The sequence below is a fragment of the Paenibacillus sp. J22R232 genome, assembly GCF_056269165.1.
Genome location: NZ_JBWDNK010000006.1, coordinates 1 through 17,547 on the forward strand (window position 1 = coordinate 1; position 17,547 = coordinate 17,547).

A 17,547-nucleotide genomic window follows, 5' to 3' on the forward strand; every position below is an offset into this window, starting at 1 on the left:
TCCAGCCGTTATTCGCTCATATCCGTGATTCTGCTGCACTTTGTACAACGTAGCTTCGCCAGTTGGCTGCCATGTTAGGTTTCTATTGCATTTATTGCAACGTACGCTTCATGCCATAATTGATTGGCAGTTGCCACAAAACTATTCGTTCTACGTAGAACCAAACACGCCATAATCGATTGGTGAGTACAATTGGGCTATCCACCATACGCGAGACCAAGCTACGCTGCACTTTATACACTCTATTCGTCGCTTATGTAACCTCTCTCTTGCTACGCTGCAGTTTCTGCAACAGAATGCTGCTTTTCCAGCCGTTATTCGCTCATATCCGTGATTCTGCTGCACTTTGTACAACGTAGCTTCGCCAGTTGGCTGCCATGTTAGGTTTCTATTGCATTTATTGCAACGTACGCTTCACGCCATAATCGATTGGCAGTTGCCACAAAACTATTCGTTCTACGTAGAACCAAACACGCGATAATCGATTGGTGAGTGCAATAAGACTATTCGCCATACGTGCTACCAAGCTACGCTGCACTTTGTACACTCTACTCGTCGTTTAAGCATCCATTTAAGCTAGCACCCATTAAATTAGGGAAAACCCTGATCCCCCTATCAGGGTTTTCTCCTAGTAGAAACTCCATGCTATAAGGGAATTAACTGTGATTTTCATCACACTCTCGTAAGAAATTTCAAAAGATCAGTAAAACTCCCGATAAACAATAGCGGCTCATTCCACTATGATTAAGGTAACAAGAAACGTTGAGGAGTTGGTCCACTTGGCCATTCAATTTCCGTCACAAGAAGATAAACCAGCATCTAATCCAGCAGATGCCCTTCGTCATACAGGCATTATGGCCTTTTTCTCGGAAGCAAACTTCGATAAACTAAAAAGCATCATGTACCCGAAGCAAGCAAAGAAAGGCGAACATTTGTACAGGGAAGGTGACACCGCGGATAAATTATTCTTTGTCATGCAAGGCGGGGTTCGCATCACGAAAATGTCGGAAATGGGTAAAAGCTTTATCTTATATTTGCATCAAGCGGGAGATTTATTTGGCCAAATTGACCCTTTTCAAGATTCCATTCAAAGCTTTAGCGCTGAGGTTACCGAAGATAGCGAAGTAGGCGTTATTTTGAGAAAAGACCTAGAGGTTCTATTATGGCAGCATGGCGATTTAGCGATCGAATTCATGAGATGGATGGGCCTCGTTCATCGCATGACCGAATCCAAATTCCGCGATCTAATGATGTACGGAAAACCAGGCGCGCTATGTTCGTTGCTGATCAGGTTGAGCAACTCCTATGGCGTTGCAAGCGGCGAGCATGTGCTAATTGATTATAAAATCAATCATTCGGAACTGGCTGACATGATCGGCTCGACTCGCGAAAACGTGAACCGGTTGTTAAGTGACATGCGCAAAGAAGAGGTGCTCGAGCTTCAAAATGGCTATATCGTAATTAAAAACGCTGCCTACCTGCGCGATATATGCCATTGTGAAAATTGCCCCATGGGGATCTGCAGAATGTAAGCCTATTTTTCAATGCAATCGTTCCGAAAGCAAGTACACTAATTAAACCTACTCGATTAGTGCTTTGTTTTTGATTAACATCCGTTTTTTAATTTAGCTTCAGCTTTGTTACTTCGGCTTTGTATTAATTTAGCTTCAGCTTTGTTTCAGACTAACTTCGACTTTGTTTCACATTAACTTCAGCTTTGGTTGTGTGGTTCCGATCAACGTCTTATCCGTATCTTCTAAGAAAAAAACGATTCTAAATCCATGAGTACCTTCTCCGTTAATGGGAAAATAACCTGTTCCTCCATCGTGAAATGGTCATTCAACAATAAACAAGCCTGAACCAGATGAGCTGCGGCTTCCGCAAGCTGTTTTTTGACGGCAACCGGCTTAAACGCATGAACCTCTTCGTTAAACGAATGTATAAACGAAACACTCAGCTGGAGATCCTTCTCGAGCACCCATAAAGAAGGCCGTATGGTAGGAACGGGCTCCCGATTGAAATACGATACGAGGAACGGAAACAAATCCGCTTTTTCCCATTCAAAATGCTGCTCCAGCTCACGCATAAATGGTATCAAATCACGGCTAAGCTGTTTTATGAGCTGCAATCCTTTATGCATATCATCAGTCAGGCTGACTTCTTTGGCATGCGATTCAAATGTCTTTAATTGATTTCGCAAATGCTGGTGCTCCTCCTTCAAGCGGTCGGTAGCAAAAGAAAGCACTGCCGGGTTAGATGATGCAAGCCCTGAACCATTGCGTAAGACATTTACCTCCATTTCAAATCCCTCCGATTACCCAATTGAATTTTCTTATTCACTTAAGTATATCCGCGCGGGCTCACGCTGCCTGTGCGCTACATCACACTCGCTATACTTTTAAACGCTGCATGGCCTCGTAATCCGCAATCGTTTTTATGCTGGAAACCAAATTCAGGTCAACGCCGTTCTCGTCCAAATACCGATCATCCAGCTCAATCCAGAAAACATACTCTAGCAAAGCTGAAAGCTGCGTTTCTCCCTGCTGTAGAAGCGGAATGATACGTGCGGCACATGCTCGGTCATAGATGCCGTGCAAAGGATAAATTTCGCCAGCAATCCGCGGAACGGCCGCTTCAAAACCATTCCGTTTCCTCTCCAGCAATAACCGCGCTGCTTTGCTAGAAATGAACGGCATGTCGCACCCTACAACCCACACGGATGCATGCTTGGCGAGAGACAATGCTGCATGCATGCCCCCCAAAGGGCCATGACCATCATAGAAGTCGGTAATAATGCGCACAGACCGATTCACGATATTTAAAAACGGCTTAGGGTCATGGGTTACGACAATTAATTCATCGCATATTTCACGCATCCTCTCCAATTGCCACGCAATCAATAGTTGTCCGCCAAAAGGAAGAAGTGCCTTTAGCTCTCCATTGATTTGACGGTTCGAGCCGCCTGCCAAGACCACTCCCGAGAGCATCGCCATCACTTCCCCTACCCTATTTTGTTTAAATAAACTATAGACAAACGAACGCGTTTTGTAAGTGAAAAATGTCACACTTCGTGCAACCAAATGAATTCAAGCGAATTTCCCCATTCACATAAAAGCATCCATCACCGGAACGCCTTCCTCTTTAACCCGTTTGGAACATACCACCAACCAAGCAGCAAGCTGCAAATTTCAAAAAAACAAGCAAAACCGCCGAGCTTGTACACTCGGCGGTTTTTATAAGGTTTAACGGCAGGCCACGCAGCTTACTACTCTCCAATTACGCCTAGCAGATCTCACAACCTCTTCGCAATCTCTTCACGAGATACATTTGTCATAAACATAGACATAGATACGTTAATCGTCGCCTGGCATGGCATAAGTCCAAGTACTCATTAGGATCTTCCATATACTGTCTTGAGCTACTGCAGCAATCGGGTCATTCAAAAATAACGAGGTGAGTACTGTGGGCAAAGCAGCACTGAAAAAACGGGCTTCCCGAGCTAAGAAAACGGTATCCAAATGTCCGGTTAGGCGTTGCAGACCTCGCCGGCTAACGATTACGAGACAAAAAATGATTGTTTTATCTCAAATCTTGCAATCCTTGAATGGGCAGCTTCAGTCGGGCATTACTAATCTGAGTGCCGCTAGAATTGAAGAGCTGCGGAATGATTTAATCAACCTGCGCGCTTTTTTATGTTCCATTAACGTAACGATCTCTATCCAAGCAGCTTTGGTTGAGTTGGATTTGGCAAGAAGCAATGCTCCTGATTACTCGCCGTTTGCACTAAGCCTTGCACTGAAAGAGATTTATTATCAGGTTGATAGCCTCATTCGTAGCTTTCAATTATCAAGCGCAGTCGTCGAGGAGTTAACTACAGCAATTAGAACGATTTAGATTGAATTAAATTTGGTGCTGCAACAGTCGCTCCAAGGTCCACCAGAGCCGCAAGGACCAGCCGGACCGCAAGGGCTAGCAGGACCTGCCGGACAAGGAGGCCCAGCGGGAGCAACAGGCCCTCAAGGTCCTCAAGGCAATAGTCCCGTCTTAGAGGAGTTTGCCACAATTGACGGAGGATTTGTCGGCGATGTGCTTAATAATCAACCAATCCCATTCAATTTCCCGCCAGAAATCAATGGGACTTTCATCTCGCAGACGCCGCCATCTCCCGATATATTCCTAAAAGGTGGCCAAACCTACCTGATTAATCGTGAAATTGGCAATATTACAACGACCTCGGCTCCCGTGCAGTTCGTCTTGACCTTGAACGGAACAGAAATCCCTTATAGCTTTACCTCCGCCGTTCAGGCTTTGGGTTCTTCAACAGGGGGAACGAGTATCGTTACGACTCCTGCGGGAGAACCAAGCGTTCTCCAATGGGTGAATCGTTCAGGCTTTACGATAAATAACCTAGGAGCAACTATGACCATCGTTACGATTGTATAGCATTGCTCTGTATGGCCAGTACAGACTTAGAAAGAACGTATAATTTAGCCAAGGCCTCCCCCCGTTTAACCGTGCACTTTCGCAATGGTTCAAATGCGATCGGTAAACCGAGATGCTGCTGGACGGATTTCATGGAAGGTCCTGCGAGCAGACCGGGATGTACGATAAATTTCGCTTCAGCCATCTCTATCGGTTGGATAAGAATTAGATAATCCTCGGGTACATCGACTGTCCAGCCTAATCTCCACTCCAACGTTCCATCACCATTCGGTATGAACATCGAACGGTAACGATCCTCGTATGCATATTCATGTACCTTGTACCAAGCCGAGGGCTTGACGCCAAGCCGAGGGCTTGACGCCAAGCAGAATATCGTCTTTTTGAACCCATTCATCCATATCGGTCAATTGCTTGAGTCTGGCGAACTCTTCCGGTTTATCAAATATGGTTTGAATCTCTTGGAGGGGATGGATCTCCACGTCAATAGGAGAATAAATCGTCCATCCCAATTCCTTTGCACTCCGATAAGGCAAGCAAGCACCTTTGATTCTGCGATTCTTGACCCATCTCGCTTCGGCATCGTTTTTGGGCGGGAGCATTATTTTATCCTTGCTTGGGAGAAGCGCTGCTTGTATTAGACGCTGAAAGGTAACAATCTCCACGTTAAACCTCTCCTATCGTTTGGATACTTCACATCAATGAAGCATGCGGCTGAATGAATTCCCCAAAAAGAGATACAACGGATTGTTTTACATAAAATGCACGCTTATCCGTTACGTTACGCTTGAAATACCAGTATATGTATGAAAATCCAAACGGTCACTAAGAGGGCTGCTGCCTAGGGCTATTCTCATAATCATGGATTTGTTCATTGACCAAATAATACGGAGAATAGTACCCTTGTGTAGAGACCGATTGGCTATCCTAATGAAGAAGGTGACCTACTTGAAGGTGCAATTAAATTGTTTTCCTGGCGGGCGATTCAAAGCGCTAACGATGAGTTATGATGACGGCAAAGAGCATGATAGAAGGCTCGTCGAAATATTCAACAAGCACGGGATCAAAGGTACGTTTCATTTGAATTCGGGCAATCTCGGTCGCGACAGCTTTGTCTCGCCTGACGAGATTAGCCAACTATTTAACGGTCATGAAATATCGGCCCATAGCGTAACGCATCCGTTTCTTGACTTATGCACGAGGGAACAGATCGTCATGGAAATGATGGACGACCGCAGAGCGCTGGAGCGCCTTGCCCGCTATCCCGTTCGCGGCATGTCCTATCCATACGGTACATATAATGAAGAAATCATTTCGATTCTAGCAACAATCGGCTTTCGGTATGCACGCACGACGCAGAAAGCTGTTAATTATGACCTGCCTAACCAGCCCTTAGCGTGGCATCCAACCTGCCATCATAAAGAAATGCTCGAGCAAGGTGAAGCTTTTCTGAATTTATCTCCGCCATCATGGAAAATAATGCCTCAGCTTCTATACGTTTGGGGTCATAGCTATGAATTCGAAAATGATCAAAATTGGCAGGATATTGAGCGTTTTTGCCAATTGATAGGCGGCAAGTCGGACATCTGGTATGCGACAAATATTGAAATTATCGATTATATGGATGCGGTCGCTAGGCTTCAGTTTACGCTGGACAACTCCGTCGTCCACAATCCTAGCAGTATAGCGGTATGGATTACTGCCGAGGGGCAGCCTGTTGAGATCGCATCCGGACAAACCGTGCAGCTCGATTGAATGATTCAAAGCTATCAAAAAGCCGAACAGGCTGTCACTTCCTGTTCGGCTTTTTATGATGCAGTTTCGTTCCTGTTGGCGAACCTTACATTCGCCGAGCTGTCCTCCTTCAAAACCAAAGACAATAAATCCCGTTAAACTGTACCGGTACAGATTAGTCTTTTACCCATTGTTGCTTTCCTTCTTATCGTTTACGCTAGACCTACCAGCTTCAGCGAACGACCTGCTGTGGCGTAACTAGTGAATCCGGCGAGGTGGCCCAATATGATTACATTGACTGCGCAAGAAATACGAGCTTATTTAAACCGGATTGGTATCGCCGACATCAAGGCTCCCACTCCATCATTTTTATTCGAGCTTCACAAAGCGCATGTGAGAACCTTATCCTGGCAGACTGTCGATATCTACGGCGGTAAGCCTGCTTCCATCGATGTCAAGCAATCGATTGCGCTTATCATTGGAGGCCGCAGTGGATATTGCTTCCATTTGAATGGGGCGTTCAGCGCTCTGCTGCATGCCTTAGGCTACGACGTTTCGCTCCACCGGGCAGGCGTGCAGCCGATTGGAACGGAGCCGCGCATCAATTCTTTTCATCTCGGCGTATTGGTTAGACTGCTGGATAAAGCCTGGATTGTTGACGTCGGGCTTGGCGATATGCCTTACGAGCCCTTGCCACTGATTTATGGGACATACGGGCAAGCACCTTATGAGTACCGAGTAGAATCGTCCCCCGTTGCTCCAGACGGCTGGCGTTTGGCTCATGACCGGGATGCGTCCTTTGTCGGTGTGGATTTCGACCCAAATGTCGTAGAGGATATCGGAATTTTCAAAGAAAACCATCATTTTTATAGCACCTCGAAGAACTCTCCGTGGCATAACATTTTCCTGCTTAGGAACCGGAACGAAAAGGAAGGGCATGAGCTGCGCGGATGTATTTGGAGAAAACGCGACAAAGATGGTATTCAAATGACGGAATTAAATCAGAAATCGCTCTGGCTTGACGTCATGGCTGAGCAGCTAGGCGAGACACTTGCGCACTATAACGCCATGGAGAGAGAGGAGTTATGGAAACGGGTTCGCGAGGATCATGAAACGTGGAAAAAACAAAATAAGCAAACCATATGAACAGTGGCGGGTACTGTGCGACATTCAGCGGCCCGCCTTGCAATTGCGGTAATAGCTTACGCTTATACCGAGCCGAATCTTTTCGCATTTCGGATACGGGCGCGTTCAAGCTCTATTTCACGGTCGCGCGGCTCAGCGTTTGTGACCAATGAATCCAATAGCTTCTGTGCCGCAGCCGTTACTTCAAGAACCGCGAGCTGGAAAGCTGCTTCATTGGCTTTGGACGGCGCTTGAAACCCGGACAGCTTCCTTACGAATTGCAGCGAGGCTGCTTCTACCTCGTCTCCCGTAGCCGGCGGTTCGAAGTTGAATAACGTTTTGATATTTCTGCACATAGCCTATCTCCTCCTTCATCCGAATAGGTTTTTTATAAATTATAAAAGCTAGTGAAAGGATTAGCAACCACGTGAATCACCTTCATTCTATCAAAAAAAGCTAAAAACGCAGAGCTCGCGGCTCTGCGTTTTCGGCGCTTATTATCATTAGGTCCGTATAAAACCATCGTAACGGCCTACTTCCCACGTCGAGATATCCGCCATTAGCTGGACGCTGGCTCTTCTATTGCGGCAATACGCTACGAGATCCGATAATGGCTCGCCACTCGGTCTTACCCGATGAGTACTATCAGCCGATCGCATCTTGCATTTCGCTATTTATCTTCAAGCTTCAAAGGAGCTTCTCGTTCAGTCCAGCTCCGCACGCGAGAACAAATCGCCGATTAGCGCGTCGTTATCGCAAGCTTCCTTAAAAGCTAGCGCGAAGCTGATCATCGCTTCTTTATTGTCCGTGTAAGCTGCGAACATACCCGCTTCGGGATCAAACTTTATGGCATCAGCCAGCTCAGGCTTCTGTTCCTGCAGAAATACAGCGGCTAGCGAAGCCCAATCATAGCCGTTGCCTTCGAAGCCCTCTTCTGCCCTTGCACCGAATACCTCGCTTTTGTAGCTGCCAACGTTTAAGATTAGCGAGATGCTGCCGTTATTATGCGAAACCAGCTGAAAAGGGGCCAGCTTTCCTTCCTCCGGAAAACCCGCTTCCTCTGGCATATTCGCTGAAAACAGATGCTCTGGTTGCTTGCCCGCGGCATTGCGGCTCAGCCTCAGAAACATCTGGCTGTCCTGATCTTCAGGATTCAGCTTCAAAGCCTGCTCGAAAGACGCCTCCGCTGCTTCCGGCTTGCCTCCGTAATAATACGCATAGCCCAGTCGATAATGCCAGAGTGGATCGCTAGCTCCCTGTTCTTCCACAGATAGAAAACAAGCTATTGCTTCCTCATAGTTGTCTAAATTATTCCATGCCCTGCCGAGGTATGAGACAAGCGAATAATCCCGTTCCGCCACCGGAATGTCCGAAATTGTATGAATAATGTTCTGGTGCTTATCCTTTTTATGCCATAGATCAAGCTGCTTCTTAAGCTCCTTCTCCAAATCATTGCCCTCATTTCTATCATTTTTTTCCAAAACCCCACTTAACTATAAACGCAACTCGGACTAATTAAAACAGCCATTAGCACCAATTCAGGCATATACAAGAAGAAACGCCTGACGATATCACCGGATGCCCGAGCTAGTCAATCCGCTCTCCATTAGGCTCAATCGGGAAATAGACGCTATAGCACTCATCCTTTATTTCGTACAACGGAATGAAGCGCAGTCCCCGCTCCTGACCTTTCGTACGATAATAACCCGGATTCCACCAGCTGTGATTGCGTTCCCGATCCGGCACCAGCAGCTTGCTCGCCTGCTCGGGCTGACCGGCTAGCCGCCTTTCCTCATCCACTAACCCGGCAAGAACGATTGGCCCGTCCATAAAAGCGTACATGCCCGCATCGCCTGGCAGCGGTACAGCTATGAGCTTTTTCTTCATCTCAACGCGTACGCTATCGCCATCCGACCATTCGCGCTCAAGCTCGGCATAAGCTGACGGAAGCCAATCCCCTTCCTGCTGAACGCCATTTATAGCAATGATCGCACTTCCATCCATCCACCATGGCAAACGCAGCTTCAAATGGAATGACTTGCTGGATGCCAACGAAAGCTTGATTTCGTAAATAAAGCAATCCGGCCGCCGAGGCGGAATTGGCGGCATGTCCACCTTTGTAATGGCCGTCATTCCAGCCACGTTCCAGCCATCAAGCGGGTAAAGCCCGTTTTGCCCATCTTGATGCATGGCGATTGCGACAGGGAAATCATCAATCCTTGCATGGAGTGTCGACGGCATCCACTGCATAATGGCGATTCCATCCCCATCACGCAAATAGATTTGTTCTTGATAAGCGGCATTTGCCTGCAGCAGCGTACCATGACAGCACCAGAAATGCTGCGTCGGGGAGCCCCATTTTTTTTTGCTCCCTGCTCCGATGCCAAGAAAATACGATATCATGCCTGTTTCGCTATGCTGATGAGCAAGGACGCCGTTCAGAAATCTTCTTTCCCAATAATCAGCGTAAGCTGGATCACCGGTCCAGCGAAGCAGAACATGCGCGAGACGCATCATATTGTAATTTACGCAATGTTCTTGGCCTACGCCCATTCTTGCCATCTCGCCTCTCGGCATCCAAAGCTCCGCATCGTCACCCGCTCCTGTTGCAAGGTACCCGCGGTCGTCAACCGCAATTTTCCAGAAGGCTTCAACGATTTGACGGTACCGGGACTCGCCTGTTACCTCCCAAGCCTTTGCAGCACCTAATATTTCAGGAATTTGCGTATTCGCATGCTTATTGGTCACGACATCCTCGCCAGACAGAAGCGCATTGAAAAACCGGCGCCGATCATACCGCTCAATTAACTCACGGTGCTTCTGATCCTTGGTTAACTCATAAAGATCAGCCCAAGTCTCAAGCATCCCGCCTGTCTCCTGGTCTAGCAAATCATCCATTTGCGTTCGGGAAAATGTGCCTGTCCAGCGATGAAACCACGCTGCCATATCAACCATCATTTTCAATGCTTGCCCATTCCCGGTGAGGACATGCATCTCGCTTAGACCCATTAACAGCTTATGGACTGTATAGTGGGGTGCCCATACCCATTTGCCGTTCATGATCCGATGCATATAGGTTTCTGGGAAAGCCGCTAAAAATCCCGTGCCTACCGCTTCTTGGCATCTTGCAAGCTCGGCGACAATATAATCAGCTTTTACCTTAACCATGCTGTCACCCGTTTGCTTAAAAATTCGGGCTGCGGCTGATAACCAGTGACCCATGATATGCCCACGCAGCTCGCAGGTTGGCGATTCCCAGCCCCAATGCCAGCTATCCGGTCCCTCCAAGCTCGTTGTGGTCGCGCTAGTCGTTCCCCCGTTTCCGCTATAGCTCCATAAGCCAGCCTCTAGATAAAAGCTGCGCAGCAGGTTTTCGTTAGTCAAGCTCATCACATAGTTTTTGTTCAACTGAAACCGAGCTTGCAGCGGGCCGGAAGATAATCGGCTGCTTCCGGCTTCAAATTCATGAAATGCATACCTTTCCATCTTATAACCTCCCCTTTTTTTGTTTAATGAGGTTATCATATAATGAATGGATACAAGGTAAAATGCACGAAACCACAGAAAACATATCTTTTTTTCATGTAATGGCTGCATCATAACCCAACTTGAATGGGCGGAGTTGATTGCTATGGATTATAATGTATACTTGTGCGCAGACCGACTCCCTCTCGTCAGAGACATCGGAATGAATAGAACCGATACCGTCTATACGCACCCTAACCGAATCGCGGATTTCGATGTTTTTCTATTTGTCTTGCAGGGCTGCATGCAGGTCATCGAGGAGGGAAAAGAATATCAGGTACGCGCGAATGAGCATTTATTTCTCAAATCAGGAAAGCATCATTGGGGACTTCCCGCCACTTCGCCGGGGACCACATGGCTTTGGATTCACTTTCATATTCCGTTTGATCGCAACGGCGACTACCGCGAGCATATGCCGCTCCCCGAAATTGACTATTACCAGCTGGATCATTACAAATACTTGATCCCGATGCCCAAATACGGCGTTTCTGCCTTTCATTCCGCAATGGAGCATCGATTGAAAGCGTTAGCCGCAGATTACGCGATACCAACGGAACACGGAATGACTCAAATTAGCATCCGGGTATTTCAGTTATTTCTGGACCTGCAGAAGGAGCTCGCGCTGCAAAGCAACGGGAAGGAAAGAAAATCGGGTAGCTCTGAAACGATTTCCAAGCGTGTCATGGCTTATTTGATGGAGCATTGCGAGCAGGATTTTGATTCTACGCGCCTTGCCGGCCATATGAACCTCAACTATAGCTATCTTTCCTCTGCATTTAAAGCACAGACAGGCCAAACGATTGTAGATGCGCATGCCAGGCTCCGTATAGGCAAGGCCATAGATTGGATGCGCAACACCTCGCACAATGTTTCCGAGATCAGTGAACGGCTGGGCTACAGCAATCCCTACTATTTCAGTCGCGTGTTTAAAAAGGTCGTAGGTGAATCGCCCTCTGCTTATATGCGCAGCCTTTATAGAACGTAGTGCTTGCATTGCATGTACAGCAGTAAAAAATGCCCGCGCGGCCCAATGCTATATGCATCGCCACACGGGCATTTCATTCAAAGGATCCGATTTATAATTCTTTCTTCAGCTTGCGGATTGCTTCAACGAAATAATAATCGCCATAGATCAATGCTCCGTTCTGAACGGACGCCCTCTGGAAATCACCGTCAAAATAAGCAGATGTCCCATCGGTCAACAGGCATGCGTCCGAATCATCCCACACCGCGCATTTCTCATCCAGCGCCTTCAACATAAGGAGCGCCGATTGCAAATACAGATTTTTTTCCGAATCCGGCACCGCGTGGGCAATTTCGATCAATCCGCAGGCCATGATTGCACCTGCGCTGCTGTCAAGCTTCGCAGGCCATGCGGGCTGCCTATAATCGCAAGGAGGCACATAGCCGGTTAAAGCCAGCGATGACAAGGCATAATGGGCGATTCGCTTGGCGGCATGCAAGTATTCCGGTTTCTTCGTCCAATGGTAAGCCTGCACGAAGCCATAGATCGCCCAGCTTTGTCCTCTTGACCAAGAGGATCCGCTCTCGTATCCCTGTCCCCTCGGCGTATCCAGCACTTCGCCGTTATTCTCGTCGAATATGACGATATGATTAACCGATCCGTCTTCACGGACGAAATCCTTTAATGTTTTGTCGGCATGCATGATGCCAATATGCTTGAATCTTGCATCGCTGCTCTGCTCGCTTGCCCAGAAGAGCAGCGGAATATTCATCATGCAGTCAATAATCGCCCAGCCTCCATTGTCTCCGTTCCATGCGCGAATATAACCTCCGGCAATATTCGCTCTGGCAGACAGTACGTTTGCAGCAAGCATCGCTCGCTTTCTCGCTTTCTCGTCCCCAGTCAGCTCATTGTTCATGACACTCGACAATAACCACATAAATCCCACGTCATGATGCAGCTCGTCATAGCCGTGCAGCACTTCATCCATCTTTTCTTCAATGCTTTGCGCGTACTGCTTGTACGCATCGTCTTTGGTTTCCGCGTACATATGCCATAGTATTCCTGTCCAGAACGTGTTGGTCCACCACGATGCATGATCCTGCCAATCGTCATAATGGCCATCGCGCGTCGTGTAAGGCATGCCATCCTTGATTTGCTTAGAGGTTTTGGCTAGCTTAGCTTCGATTTTCTCCCACGTATGCTGAATAAAGCTCTGATTCTCCTGTAAGATGTTTCCCATTCCTATCTCCCCCGTCACCTTAAGTAATGAAAACGATCATTGACTTGTACACAAGATTAGTATAATTTGAACGCAGGGCAGTCGATATGGCGTTTCTTGCGATAAACATTGCATAATTTGTTTTTTGATTTTAAGTTTAGCGAAAAATTTTTCACCATCGAGAACAGGAGACTTTGCGATGAACGAAATTCTAACTCACATCAACCTTCATCACGGCTCCTTCACCTATTTGCATTCACTCACCCGTTATCCGCATGACGATCAGCATTCAACATATATGCAAAATGTTTACGAAATCTATTATTTAATATCGGGCAGCGTCGTTTATCAGGTTGAAGATCAAAGCTACCCGCTTAATCCCGGAGACTTGCTCATTATTAACAATATGGAAATGCATAGGCCTTATTTCACCTCTGACTCCAGCTATGAGCGGATTATTATCTTTTTCAAGCCTGATTTCTGCAGTCACTATATTCAGGAGGGGTACTCCCTTCTCCAATATTTCGATCGCAAAAAACCAGGCAGCTTTAATCGCTTGCCTGGTCCTTTAGTCGAGCAAGCCCAATTAGCTGCCCATTTCATGGATATCGAGGAGCTTCATCGCAGCCAATTGCCCGAAAGCAGCCTGCTCATTGAATTAAGCTTCATACGCCTGTTAGTCAAGATCAATCATATGATTGCTTCCCATATCGATAGCTTCGAGCTTGAAGGCAACGTCAATGCCAAGATCGAACAAATCATTGCCTATATCCATGACAATCTCTATGGCTCGCTGACGCTGCAACATATTGAGCATGCTTTTTTTGTCAATCGGTACTACTTCTCGCACCAATTCAAAAAAATAACCGGCTGCAGCTTCAAGCAATACGTCATCCAGAAGCGTATCACCAAGGCTATTGAACTGCTGAAGCTTTCCGTTCCGCCAACCGAAGTATGCAGCATGGCCGGCTTCCAAGACTATTCCAATTTCTACCGCGCCTTCAAACGCATAACAGGCGTCTCCCCTGCGAATTATGGTCAATAAGCCGCAGTTTAGGACTAATGCTTAACCGAAACTTGATTTTGATTAGGTTTGCTTTTCAAAAAGGCATTCAACTTTTCCGAGAACAGGAGCATAGCCCCTGCAGATAGGACGAGAAAGACCGGGAACACGCCGATGGTTGACGAGGCTGCAAGAAAGCCGAGAAAAGGCGGCATAATCGTGCTTCCCGTATAGGCAACCGCCATTTGGTAGCCCATGATGGTCTGAGCGTGGCTCTTCCCGAAGCGTACCGGCGTTTCATGCAGCATGCACGGATAGATCGGCGCGAGCCCGAACCCTACAAGCATAAAACCTGCTAGCGAGAATACAGGCGGGAGCGGCAGCAGCATGAGCACTGCGCCGGCTAGTGCTGTTAATTGACCCGTGCGAATAAGCATACGGTTGTTTACCTTGAACGTAATAAACCCGCTTATAAACCTTCCAACCGTAATGCCTGCATAAAACAAGGATACCCATTGCGCGGCGGTTGCTGCTGGCAATTCCTTTACGTTCACGAGAAAGCTGCTCCCCCATAGCCCCATCGTTGCTTCCACGCCGCAATAGAACAAAAAGGACGCGAGCGCCAATTTAACGCCCTTGATACGAATAGGATTTACGGGATGTTTGCTAACGTCTGCGGCTTCCGATTGCGTGTCTTCGCGTTCGGCTTGCTTATCCTTGTGCTGGCTGACGGCTGCCTTTTTCCATAAAGGCAGCGTTACGAAAAGCAAGATTACTAGTCCGAACTGAATGGCGGCAACGGTCAGATAACCATCCCTCCAAACGTTTTGACCCGTCATAAACCGAGACATGACGATAGGACCGAGCGTTGCTCCTACGCCCCAAAAGCAATGCAGCCAGCTCATATGATGCGCTTTGTAGTGCTCAGCGACATAATGATTCAAACCCGCGTCTACCGAACCTCCCCCGAGTCCAAGCGGAATGGCGCATATGACTAACCATATCAATGAAGGCGACAAGCCGAAGCCAAGCAGCGCGACGGCAGTCATGATGCAGCTGACAAGAGTAACTTTACCTGTCCCGAACCGCTTCAGAACGGCACCGCTTGCCAAGCTGGATACAATCGTGCCGGCAGCTATCGTCATATAGAGCAAGCCTGCGGTCTCAAGCTGCGCGTCAAAATCCTTTTGCATGACAGGCCATGCCGTTCCGAGCAATGAATCAGGCAAGCCTAAGCTGATAAAAGCCAAATAAATGATGATCAAAAAGAATGTTGCCATGTTGTTTGCTCCTATCCAAGCTGCTCATTAGATTGTCTCTCCCGCGAGCATGAGATCAAGCCCCAGCCTCTGCAATCCGAACAAATAATCTTGCTTCCAATCGCTTATCACAAGCATAGGGAGATGCTCTTGCGGCGCATAAGTAGCACTCCTCGAGGCGATCTGGGCGATCGCGGAATCGTTCATTTCATCCTTGCAAAAAATAATCGCATGCGGGTTAATGATAGCAGTGAATGAAGCGACCAGCCGGCTAATGGCATCCAACCTGTCATGCTCGGCGGAGTCTGAACGCCTGCTAGCCTCTCCTATGTTCAATGCCTCCCCAAAATTCATACCATCATATTGCGGCACGTAAGAAACCTCTCCGGAGAAAAAAGTGCTGCCTCTCAGCACCTGCCCGTTAATGATGATGCCCGCACCAGGTCCATTCTGTCCGAAATACAAGTAAATGAACGACTTCTGGCCTTTACCCGCTTGATGAACGTTATAGCCCAGAACGGCTGCGTTCATGTCATTCTCTACTACAACTGGCATGGAGAAGCGCGTCTCCAAGTATCCTTTCAAATCAAAATCATGAAAGTGCCCATAGCTCGGAATATGAATAATCCGTCCGCTGTTTACCGAGCCTGGCACGCCGATGGCAATCGATTTGACCTTCGGATATTTAGCAAGGATCGCTTCGATATTGCTAGCTAGGCTTTGAACGTCATCCGCGATGGCAGCATGGGAGCTGCCCGTCTCCTTCACTTCGCCCAAGCAATTAAATAGCCAATAATTCATTTCTGTTTTTTCCAAAAAAACGGCAAGTCCGAGCATATGCTCGGGATTATACGCATAGCGATTCGCTCTACGCCCGCCGCTTGAATGATCAAGCCCTACGATAAGCAGCTCGCCCTCTTTGTCCATCTCGCTTAAAAATTTGGATACGGTAGGAAAGCTAATGCCCAATCTATGGCTGAGCTCGGCTTTCGTTGCGCTGCCAAGCATAAGCAGCGCTTCACGGATATTGTGCAGAATGACTTTCTTCATCTCTTTCGCCGATGAAATCCGATCGCTCAAATCAATCACATCCTCCCTGCAAGCCACTTATTAAATTCGTTTAATAAGTCTAGTTGATAATAGCAGATTGCTCAGCAAATGAAAAGTCATTTAACTGCTGTACAATCTGCTGCTAGGTGCACAATATCCGTATTCGCTTAATGCCTGCTTGCTAAGCTTCAGTTTGAGGCTATTTTCAGCTTCGTAAATAAATCATGAAATACAGCATCGCGGTCGATATAGCTTGCGCAGCGAATCAAATGCCGGGTGGAATCGATGCTCCAGCGACAGTCTGCGGATATTCTTGGGCTCGGAATAAGCCTCGATGGAACCGTATTGGATTGATCAAGCCAAGCGATAACCGAGATGTCCCAAATCACTCTGGAGTAGGCAAAATGATCATCCTTGCAGTTTTTGTAAGTCTCATAAAGATAAGCGCCGATAGCGCCAGAAGGCAGCACGTAGTCCCGAACCTCCGACAGGGTGGTTCTAAGATTGGATGCAACGCCCATGCAAGGAATCAGCATGAGCGGAACGCCGCTGTCCAATATCACCCTGGACGCATGCAGGTCCTGCTCAAGATTAAATTCACGGGTATCATGCCAATCGATCGCATGGCCGCCGAGCCACACCACAACGATTCGCTCTATGATGCGCGGCTCCAGAAGGATTGCACTGGCAATATTCGTGATCGCTCCGATTCCGACAACGTACAAGGGATGTGCTGGATCGCATGCCATTGCACGCTCTACCAGATTATTGGCTGCCTCGCTGTTGACAGGAGTATGCGGCGCTGCCAAATAACTCTCCGATCCCCGGTAAACCGGGACATCTTCCCGATCCATCAGCTTCAGAATTCGGATTATTTCCTCATAGCTTTTCTCCATTCCGTCCTTCGGTCCCGTTGACAGATCATTATGGAAAGGAGCGGCATAAAGCGCCTGAAGCTCGATTCTCTCCGGCGAGAGCAGTGCATAGATAACCGCGAATTGATCATCAATTTCATTAAACGTGTCCGTATCGAGCACCATTTTAATCTGGCCAGCCGGTGGTTCAAGCTTGCGGACCCGCTCCCCGTCTGTCATTGCTGGATAAATGATTTCCATAATGAATTCCTCCGTCTATATAATGAATTGGTTTTTCAAGCATGCTATACTACAATCATTCTATAAGTATCCCTCTACTTTCTGTAGCATTAATCGGTTATCCTATATCA

General features: G+C 47.5%; 18 protein-coding genes. 7 read left to right on the top strand and 11 right to left on the bottom strand.

All coding sequences use genetic code 11. From position 1 onward, the window contains the following. Positions 1-854 precede the first annotated feature (854 nt). On the top strand, positions 855-1,532 hold the full coding sequence (locus AC0YN3_RS19040) for a Crp/Fnr family transcriptional regulator (RefSeq protein ID WP_475776792.1): 678 nt from the start codon (positions 855-857) through the stop codon (positions 1,530-1,532). Positions 1,533-1,756: 224 nt separating this feature from the next. On the opposite strand, the gene AC0YN3_RS19045 is transcribed toward AC0YN3_RS19040, so the two are convergent. Then, positions 1,757-2,299, bottom strand: coding sequence for a hemerythrin domain-containing protein (locus AC0YN3_RS19045; RefSeq protein WP_475776551.1), 543 nt, complete (start codon positions 2,297-2,299; stop codon positions 1,757-1,759). Positions 2,300-2,390: 91 nt separating this feature from the next. Continuing rightward, positions 2,391-2,993, bottom strand: coding sequence for a molybdenum cofactor guanylyltransferase (mobA, locus tag AC0YN3_RS19050; protein ID WP_475776552.1), 603 nt, complete (start codon positions 2,991-2,993; stop codon positions 2,391-2,393). Positions 2,994-3,462: 469 nt separating this feature from the next. On the opposite strand from mobA, the gene AC0YN3_RS19055 reads away from it, so the two are divergent. Continuing rightward, on the top strand, positions 3,463-3,894 hold the full coding sequence (locus AC0YN3_RS19055; protein WP_475776553.1) for a hypothetical protein: 432 nt from the start codon (positions 3,463-3,465) through the stop codon (positions 3,892-3,894). 12 nt (positions 3,895-3,906) lie between these two features. After that, complete coding sequence (locus AC0YN3_RS19060) at positions 3,907-4,443, top strand: hypothetical protein (protein ID WP_475776554.1); 537 nt, start codon at positions 3,907-3,909, stop codon at positions 4,441-4,443. Here the strand turns inward: AC0YN3_RS19060 and AC0YN3_RS19065 are convergent. Together AC0YN3_RS19065 and AC0YN3_RS19070 are read right to left on the bottom strand one after the other, a co-directional pair. After that, positions 4,430-4,723, bottom strand: a complete 294-nt coding sequence (locus AC0YN3_RS19065; RefSeq protein ID WP_475776555.1) for a hypothetical protein — start codon at positions 4,721-4,723, stop codon at positions 4,430-4,432. The genes AC0YN3_RS19060 and AC0YN3_RS19065 overlap by 14 nt on opposite strands. Before the next feature lie 28 nt (positions 4,724-4,751). Next, positions 4,752-5,105 (bottom strand): hypothetical protein, encoded by a 354-nt coding sequence (locus AC0YN3_RS19070; protein WP_475776556.1) that lies wholly within the window; start codon positions 5,103-5,105, stop codon positions 4,752-4,754. 289 nt (positions 5,106-5,394) lie between these two features. Between AC0YN3_RS19070 and AC0YN3_RS19075 the strand changes: the two genes are divergently transcribed. Continuing rightward, entirely contained in the window at positions 5,395-6,195 is an 801-nt protein-coding gene (locus AC0YN3_RS19075; protein WP_475776793.1) for a polysaccharide deacetylase family protein, read from the top strand. Between the two features lie 264 nt (positions 6,196-6,459). Beyond that, positions 6,460-7,320, top strand: a complete 861-nt coding sequence (locus AC0YN3_RS19080; protein WP_475776557.1) for an arylamine N-acetyltransferase family protein — start codon at positions 6,460-6,462, stop codon at positions 7,318-7,320. A 62-nt stretch (positions 7,321-7,382) separates the two neighbouring features. Here AC0YN3_RS19080 and AC0YN3_RS19085 read toward each other — a convergent pair whose 3' ends face one another. From AC0YN3_RS19085 to AC0YN3_RS19095, 3 genes are all read right to left on the bottom strand, one after another. Next, the gene (locus AC0YN3_RS19085; RefSeq protein WP_475776558.1) at positions 7,383-7,655 is read right to left on the bottom strand and encodes a DUF2277 domain-containing protein; all 273 of its coding nucleotides are present in this window, start codon (positions 7,653-7,655) and stop codon (positions 7,383-7,385) included. Between the two features lie 348 nt (positions 7,656-8,003). Next, the gene (locus AC0YN3_RS19090; protein WP_475776559.1) at positions 8,004-8,780 is read right to left on the bottom strand and encodes an Imm51 family immunity protein; all 777 of its coding nucleotides are present in this window, start codon (positions 8,778-8,780) and stop codon (positions 8,004-8,006) included. Between the two features lie 106 nt (positions 8,781-8,886). Then, positions 8,887-10,785: a beta-L-arabinofuranosidase domain-containing protein gene (locus AC0YN3_RS19095; protein WP_475776560.1), complete on the bottom strand. Its 1,899-nt coding sequence runs from the start codon at positions 10,783-10,785 to the stop codon at positions 8,887-8,889. A gap of 145 nt (positions 10,786-10,930) precedes the next feature. On the opposite strand from AC0YN3_RS19095, the gene AC0YN3_RS19100 reads away from it, so the two are divergent. Further along, positions 10,931-11,809, top strand: coding sequence for a helix-turn-helix domain-containing protein (locus AC0YN3_RS19100; RefSeq protein ID WP_475776561.1), 879 nt, complete (start codon positions 10,931-10,933; stop codon positions 11,807-11,809). 91 nt (positions 11,810-11,900) lie between these two features. Here the strand turns inward: AC0YN3_RS19100 and AC0YN3_RS19105 are convergent, their stop codons facing one another. Continuing rightward, the gene (locus tag AC0YN3_RS19105) at positions 11,901-13,031 is read right to left on the bottom strand and encodes a glycoside hydrolase family 88 protein (RefSeq protein ID WP_475776562.1); all 1,131 of its coding nucleotides are present in this window, start codon (positions 13,029-13,031) and stop codon (positions 11,901-11,903) included. Positions 13,032-13,209: 178 nt separating this feature from the next. Here AC0YN3_RS19105 and AC0YN3_RS19110 point away from each other — a divergent pair, with 178 nt between their 5' ends. Continuing rightward, the gene (locus tag AC0YN3_RS19110; protein WP_475776563.1) at positions 13,210-14,055 is read left to right on the top strand and encodes an AraC family transcriptional regulator; all 846 of its coding nucleotides are present in this window, start codon (positions 13,210-13,212) and stop codon (positions 14,053-14,055) included. A gap of 14 nt (positions 14,056-14,069) precedes the next feature. Here the strand turns inward: AC0YN3_RS19110 and AC0YN3_RS19115 are convergent, their stop codons facing one another. The 3 genes from AC0YN3_RS19115 to AC0YN3_RS19125 form a co-directional block, all read right to left on the bottom strand. Next, complete coding sequence (locus tag AC0YN3_RS19115) at positions 14,070-15,293, bottom strand: MFS transporter (RefSeq protein WP_475776564.1); 1,224 nt, start codon at positions 15,291-15,293, stop codon at positions 14,070-14,072. 27 nt (positions 15,294-15,320) lie between these two features. Next, positions 15,321-16,352, bottom strand: coding sequence for an ROK family transcriptional regulator (locus tag AC0YN3_RS19120; protein ID WP_475776565.1), 1,032 nt, complete (start codon positions 16,350-16,352; stop codon positions 15,321-15,323). 158 nt (positions 16,353-16,510) lie between these two features. Beyond that, positions 16,511-17,437: a nucleoside hydrolase gene (locus AC0YN3_RS19125; RefSeq protein WP_475776566.1), complete on the bottom strand. Its 927-nt coding sequence runs from the start codon at positions 17,435-17,437 to the stop codon at positions 16,511-16,513. Between the last annotated feature and the right edge of the window lie 110 nt (positions 17,438-17,547).